The organism is Streptomyces anatolicus (assembly GCF_019400875.1).
In the GTDB taxonomy this organism is placed as follows: domain Bacteria; phylum Actinomycetota; class Actinomycetes; order Streptomycetales; family Streptomycetaceae; genus Streptomyces; species Streptomyces anatolicus.
Genome location: NZ_WMBF01000025.1, coordinates 23823 through 30129, shown reverse-complemented (window position 1 = coordinate 30129; position 6307 = coordinate 23823). Strand labels below are relative to the sequence as shown.

Here is a 6307-nt window from a genome sequence, read left to right as displayed (position 1 = left end):
CTCGGGGGGCCGACGGGGCGGAATGACCGGATGACCGGCTCCATCAAGGTACTTGTCGTCGACGACCAGTTCCTCATCCGCGCGGGGCTGGTCGGTCTGCTGCGCGCCGCGCCCGGCATCGAGGTCGTCGGCGAGGCGGGCGACGGGGACGAGGCCGTCGAACTCGCCGCCCGGACCCGGCCCGACGTCATCCTCATGGACATCCGGATGCCGGGCACGAACGGCATCACGGCCACCGCGCGGATCCTCGCCCAGGCCCCCGAACCTGCCCCGCGCGTCCTAGTGCTGACCACCTTCGACCTCGACGAGTACGTGTACGGGGCGCTGCGCGCCGGCGCTTCCGGCTTCCTGCTCAAGGACTCCGGGCCCGAACGGCTGCTTGCCGCGGTGGCCGCGGTCGGCGGCGGCGACGCGCTCTTCGCGCCCAGCATCACGCGCCGCCTCGTGGAGGCGTTCGCGCGGCAGACCGAGGGGCCCGGCGGCGACGGAGGCGAACCGCTGCCCGACCTCGCGGCGCTGACCCTGCGCGAGGTGGAGGTCCTGAAGCTGATCGCGCGCGGCCTGACCAACGCGGACATCGCCGAGCGGCTGTACATCAGCGAGGCCACCGTCAAGACGCACCTCAACCGCACCATGAGCAAACTCGACCTGGACAGCCGGGCGCAGGCGGTCGTGGTCGCGTACGAGACGGGGCTCGTCAGGCCGGGCACCCCGGGCTGAGCGTGTGACGGGACGACGCCCGTCCTCTCCCCCGTGGGAGGACGGGCGCCGCCGTTCAGGGAGGGGGTCCCGGCGGATCTCTGGGACTCCCGGAATCTCCCGATGTAAGCGGTGCGTTCCGCTCGGGATCCAGAGTCATGGACGCGCCAAGCGCGTTCAAGGGATGCCCGGTCCCTGTGGCACGGAGGTGACCATTCCGCAACGGTGTTCGCGACCTGCAACGAGCCTGATCCGAATGTCCGGTCGATTGTCCGGGGCGCCGGGAACTGACAGCGTTGCTCCGCGCATCCCTCTGGGTAGCGTCGGAGGACGGCCCGCGGGGCGCCGGGCGGGGTGGGGAGAAGAACGTACGGGCACAGGACAGGCACGTACGGGGGGAAGAGGGGGAGCAATGCCTCGTTGGAAGGCACTGCCGGACGAACTCGGCCCGGAGGTCAGGGAGTTCACCGACCAGTTGCGCAGGCTCGTCGACCACAGCGGTCTGAGCGTCGCGGCCGTCTCGGACCGTACCGGCTACAGCAAGACGTCGTGGGAGCGCTATCTGAACGGGCGGCTGCTCGCGCCGAAGGGCGCGGTCGTCGCGCTCGCCGAGGTGACGGGCGCGCAGCCGGTGCACCTCATCACCATGTGGGAGCTGGCGGAGCGGGCCTGGAGCCGCTCCGAGATGCGGCACGACATGACCATGCAGGCGATACGGATCTCGCAGGCGCGGGCGGCGCTGGGGGAGCTGGGCGAGCCGGGCCGGGCGCGCCCGTCGGCGGAGCCGAAGGCGAAGGCGCGCAACGGCGCCGGGGGCGTCGGGAGCCTGACGGGTGTGGCGGGTCCCGCGGGTGTCTCGCCCACGGTGCCGCCGCAGGCCTCCCCGACGGTGCCGCCGCAGGCCTCGCCCTCCTATGGCGCGGCTTCCTCTTCGTACGCCGATGTGTCCGCGTCCGCCGATGTGTCCACGTCGCCCTTCGGCGCGGCACCGGCACCGGTAGCGGCGCCGGCGCCGTCGGCCGGGTCGCCCGACGGACAGCGGCGACGCCGGAAGCTGACGATGTTCCTTGCGGGCGTGGTCGGGGCGCTCGTCGTCATCGCGGCGGCGCTCTTCCTCACGGACCGGGGCGGCGACGGCAAGGACAAGGCCCGGACCGAGCCGTCCGCGTCGCCGACCACGAGCGACGCCAAGCTGCCCGCCGGGGTGGAGTGCCGGGGTGCGGACTGCGCGGGCAAGGACCCCGAGAACATGGGCTGCGGCGGCGAGCTGGCGAGGACCACCTCGCGGGCCACGGTCGGCAAGACGCTGATCGAGGTGCGCTACAGCAAGACGTGCGCCGCCGCGTGGGCGCGGATCACCCAGGCCACGCCGGGTGACAAGGTCACGGTCACCGGGTCGGGCGGCGGCGCGTCGGCCAAGCAGAGCGGCACGGTGAACGAGGACTTCGACGCGTACACCCCGATGGTCGCGGTCAAGGCGGGCACCACGGCCAAGGCCTGCGCGGTGCTGGCGTCGGGGGAGAAGGGCTGCACCGAGTAGGCGGAAAAAAGTGGGGGGTGGAGGTGCATGACCTCGTAACGGGAGGGCAGGCGGACCGTACCCCCACGGGAGTGGTCACACCCCCACGGCGGCCGTCACGCTCCCTCCCCCGAGGTGACGGCCGCCCCCCCCGTTCGAGGGTGCGGAAAGGCTGTGGGCCGGGCCACAGGTGACCCGGCGTTCATGGAAGGTCCGGGCGCGATAGCCTGACCGCCGGATCTCTCTTGATGCCAAGAGATCGATCATCGAGAGGCGATCGAGGACTCGAAGAGGCGTCGGCGGGGATCCAGGAAAAAGGGGATCCAGTACACCGGTACGAGGATCAGGGACCCCCACCGCCAGCTGTCTTACGGAGATCGCCATGACCCGCACTCCCGTGAATGTCACCGTCACCGGCGCGGCCGGCCAGATCGGCTACGCGCTGCTCTTCCGCATCGCCTCCGGCCACCTGCTCGGCGCTGACGTGCCGGTCAACCTGCGCCTTCTCGAGATCACGCCGGCGCTGAAGGCCGCCGAGGGCACCGCCATGGAGCTGGACGACTGTGCCTTCCCGCTGCTGAACTCGATCGAGATCAGCGACGACCCGAACGTGGCCTTCGACGGCGCCAACGTCGCCCTGCTCGTCGGCGCCCGCCCCCGCACCAAGGGCATGGAGCGCGGCGACCTCCTGGAGGCCAACGGCGGCATCTTCAAGCCGCAGGGCAAGGCCATCAACGACCACGCCGCCGACGACATCAAGGTGCTCGTGGTGGGCAACCCCGCCAACACCAACGCGCTCATCGCGCAGGCCGCCGCCCCGGACGTACCGGCCGAGCGCTTCACCGCGATGACCCGTCTGGACCACAACCGCGCCCTGTCGCAGCTGGCGAAGAAGACCGGCGCCCCGGTCTCCGACATCAAGCGCCTGACGATCTGGGGCAACCACTCGGCCACCCAGTACCCGGACATCTTCCACGCGGAGATCGCCGGCAAGAACGCCGCCGACGTCGTGAGCGACCAGGCCTGGCTCGCCGACGACTTCATCCCGACCGTCGCCAAGCGCGGCGCCGCGATCATCGAGGCCCGTGGCGCCTCGTCGGCCGCCTCCGCCGCCAACGCCGCCATCGACCACGTCCACACGTGGGTCAACGGCACGGCCGCGGGCGACTGGACCTCCATGGGCATCCCCTCGGACGGTTCGTACGGCGTTCCGGAGGGGCTTATCTCCTCCTTCCCCGTCACCGCCGAGAACGGCACGTACAAGATCGTCCAGGGCCTGGAGATCAACGAGTTCTCGCGTGCCCGCATCGACGCGTCCGTCAAGGAGCTGACCGAGGAGCGCGAGGCAGTGCGCGCGCTCGGCCTCATCTGAGTCCTCCCGAGGGCCCTCCCGCCCCCGGCAGCCGTTCACTGCGGCCGCCGGGGGCGGTTCTGTTTCCGGGGCAGGTTTCCCGTCCTGACCCGTTGCCTACGTACTCACGAATGTAGTACTTCTTATACATGAGCGAGCAAGTGCACAACAGATTGGCGATGGTGCGCGCCGAGCGGAAGGTGTCGCGTCAGAGCCTGGCCGAGGCAGTGGGGGTCCACTACCAGACCATCGGCTACATCGAGCGGGGGCAGTACAACCCGAGCCTCGACCTCGCCCTGAAGATCGCGAAGTTCTTCGGGCTGCCGGTCGAGGCCGTGTTCTCCCTCGAGCCGTTTCGCCCGCTCACGGACGAGGTCTACGGGAGGAACCAGTGATGACCACCAGCGAGCAGCGCCCCCTGACGAGCTACGACCGGCGGATGTACCGGCTGATGAACCGCCGTGAGGCGGCGCCGCTGCACGCCACCGCCGCGCGCAGGCGTGCCGTGGTGTGCGCGCACATCGCGCTGACCGGCGTGAGCGTGGCGGCCTGGCTGTGCACCGTCGTGGGGGACCGGCGCTGGGCGCTGTTCGCCATGCTCGGCCTGCTGCTGCCGTGGTGCTTCGCGACCGGCGTCATCAACAGTTCGACGCGCGGCCTGCTCGAACTGCGCGTCCGCGCGCTCGACGAGAGGCAGCGCGCGGAGAAGAACCGGGTGGCGGCCCTCGCCCACCGCGCGATGCTCTGGGTGCTCCTCGCGGCGACCGTCGGCTCGGGTGCCGCCGCTCTCGCGGACGTGGAGATCAAGGGGCTCGTCTTCCCGGTCCTGTTCACCGTCTTCGTCGTGCACTGGCTGATGCCGCTCTGGGTGGCCGGGCTCACCGCGCGGGACGAGCCGGACCTCGACGACGACCCCGTCGAGAGCGCCGCGGCGGCCACCGGCGGAGTGTGAGTCAGGACTCCTGAGCGTCCCGTATGGCGGACACGCGGGTACGGTCAGGAGGTCGACAGCGCTGTACAAAGCGCACTTTTCGCCTCCGCTGTCGGTACGCGCAGTGACAAGGCGCACTTTCGGCCACCGAACAGGCATGCTTTTCCCGCCGTGGGGCAGGTGCACCCGGCTACCGCGAGTGACGGGCGGGGCATATGACAGGAACGGAAGGCAAACGGGACGTGTCCGCACAACAGACCATCCATGTGGGCGGAGAGTGGCTGAGCGCCGCCTCCGGCGCCACCCGCGAGATCCTCGACCCGGCAGACGCCAAGCCGTTCGCGCTGATCGCCGAGGGCGGGACCGAGGACGCGGACGCGGCCATCGCCGCCGCCCGCAAGGCCTTCGACGAGGGACCGTGGCCGCACACGCCTGTCGCCGAGCGTGCCGCGCTGCTCCGCAAGGTCGCCGACCTCCTCGTACGTGACCGCGAGGAGATCGGTCTTCTGGAGAGCCGTGACGCGGGCAAGACCCTCGAAGAGGGGCGCGTCGACGTGGACTGCGTCGCGGACGCCTTCCGTTACTTCGCCGATCTGGTCATCGGTGAGGGCGCGGGCCGCGTCGTCGACGCCGGTTCCGACGACATCCACAGCGTCGTCGTGCACGAGCCCGTCGGCGTCTGCTCGATGATCACGCCCTGGAACTACCCGCTGCTCCAGGCCAGCTGGAAGATCGCCCCGGCCCTCGCCGCGGGCAACACCTTCGTCATCAAGCCCAGCGAGATCACCCCGCTGACGACCGTCGCGCTCATCGACCTGCTCGTCGAGGCGGGCCTGCCCGCCGGCGTCGCCAACATCGTCACCGGCCCCGGCCACACCGTCGGCGCCCGCCTCGCCGACCACCCCGACGTCGACCTGGTCTCCTTCACCGGCGGCCTCGTCTCCGGCACCAAGGTCGCCCAGGCCGCCGCGCTCGGCGTGAAGAAGGTCGCCCTCGAACTGGGCGGCAAGAACCCGAACGTCGTCTTCGCCGACGCCTGCGCCACCGAAGAGGGCTTCGACACCGCCGTCGACCAGGCGCTCAACGCCGCCTTCATCCACAGCGGGCAGGTCTGCTCCGCCGGTGGCCGCCTCATCATCGAGGAGTCGGTGCGCGAGCGCTTCGTCGCCGAACTGGCCCGCAGGGCCCGGAAGATCAAGCTCGGCCGCGGCACCGAGGACGGCGTCGAGTGCGGTCCGCTCGTCTCCCAGCAGCAGCGCGAGAAGACCGAGATGTACGTCGCCTCGGCCCTGGAGGAGGGTGCGGTGCTCCGCTCCGGCGGCAAGCGCCCCGAGCCGGCCGACACCAGGCCCGCCACCGGCTACTTCTACGAGCCGACCGTGCTCGACCAGTGCCACCGCGAGATGAAGGTCGTACGCGAGGAGGTCTTCGGACCCGTCCTGACCGTCGAGACCTTCCGCACCGAGGACGAGGCCGTCGCCCTCGCCAACGACACCGAGTACGGCCTCGCGGGCGCCGTTTGGACCAGCGACCAGGGCCGCGCGAGCCGCATGGCACGCCGGATGCGCCACGGCACCATCTGGATCAACGACTTCCACCCCTACCTGCCGCAGGCGGAGTGGGGCGGCTTCGGCAAGAGCGGCGTCGGGCGCGAGCTGGGCCCCGCGGGACTCGCCGAGTACCGCGAGTCCAAGCACATCTACCAGAACCTGGCGCCGCAGCCGGTCCGCTGGTTCGCCGGCTGACCCCCCCGCCCCTTACGCGCAAGCACCTTGCACGACCTCGCAGGAAGAGGAGTAGCCACCCC

The 6307-nt window shown here is 70.9% G+C and carries 6 protein-coding genes; all 6 read left to right on the top strand.

Annotated elements, in window-relative coordinates:
* The first annotated feature begins 30 nt into the window (after positions 1 to 30).
* The 6 genes from GKQ77_RS05080 to GKQ77_RS05055 all read left to right on the top strand — a co-directional run bounded on the left by GKQ77_RS05080 (position 31) and on the right by GKQ77_RS05055 (position 6245).
* On the top strand, positions 31 to 720 hold the full coding sequence (locus GKQ77_RS05080; protein ID WP_219687500.1) for a response regulator: 690 nt from the start codon (positions 31 to 33) through the stop codon (positions 718 to 720).
* 391 nt (positions 721 to 1111) lie between these two features.
* Positions 1112 to 2239: a helix-turn-helix domain-containing protein gene (locus GKQ77_RS05075; RefSeq protein ID WP_219687496.1), complete on the top strand. Its 1128-nt coding sequence runs from the start codon at positions 1112 to 1114 to the stop codon at positions 2237 to 2239.
* A 361-nt stretch (positions 2240 to 2600) separates the two neighbouring features.
* Positions 2601 to 3590 (top strand): malate dehydrogenase, encoded by a 990-nt coding sequence (locus GKQ77_RS05070; RefSeq protein WP_219687495.1) that lies wholly within the window; start codon positions 2601 to 2603, stop codon positions 3588 to 3590.
* A 128-nt stretch (positions 3591 to 3718) separates the two neighbouring features.
* Positions 3719 to 3964, top strand: a complete 246-nt coding sequence (locus GKQ77_RS05065) for a helix-turn-helix transcriptional regulator (protein ID WP_125514553.1) — start codon at positions 3719 to 3721, stop codon at positions 3962 to 3964.
* Positions 3964 to 4521 (top strand): hypothetical protein, encoded by a 558-nt coding sequence (locus tag GKQ77_RS05060; RefSeq protein ID WP_219687494.1) that lies wholly within the window; start codon positions 3964 to 3966, stop codon positions 4519 to 4521. The genes GKQ77_RS05065 and GKQ77_RS05060 overlap by 1 nt, the downstream gene beginning before the upstream one ends.
* Positions 4522 to 4715: 194 nt before the next feature.
* On the top strand, positions 4716 to 6245 hold the full coding sequence (locus tag GKQ77_RS05055; protein ID WP_219687493.1) for an aldehyde dehydrogenase family protein: 1530 nt from the start codon (positions 4716 to 4718) through the stop codon (positions 6243 to 6245).
* Positions 6246 to 6307: the final 62 nt, after the last annotated feature.

What these genes read in the sequence shown, in the direction of transcription:
- GKQ77_RS05055 (WP_219687493.1), top strand. Translation starts at nt 4,716, where the DNA reads ATGACAGGAACGGAAGGCAAACGGGACGTGTCCGCACAACAGACCATC.
- GKQ77_RS05060 (WP_219687494.1), top strand. Translation starts at nt 3,964, where the DNA reads ATGACCACCAGCGAGCAGCGCCCCCTGACGAGCTACGACCGGCGGATG.
- GKQ77_RS05070 (WP_219687495.1), top strand. Translation starts at nt 2,601, where the DNA reads ATGACCCGCACTCCCGTGAATGTCACCGTCACCGGCGCGGCCGGCCAG.
- GKQ77_RS05080 (WP_219687500.1), top strand. Translation starts at nt 31, where the DNA reads ATGACCGGCTCCATCAAGGTACTTGTCGTCGACGACCAGTTCCTCATC.
- GKQ77_RS05065 (WP_125514553.1), top strand. Translation starts at nt 3,719, where the DNA reads ATGAGCGAGCAAGTGCACAACAGATTGGCGATGGTGCGCGCCGAGCGG.
- GKQ77_RS05075 (WP_219687496.1), top strand. Translation starts at nt 1,112, where the DNA reads ATGCCTCGTTGGAAGGCACTGCCGGACGAACTCGGCCCGGAGGTCAGG.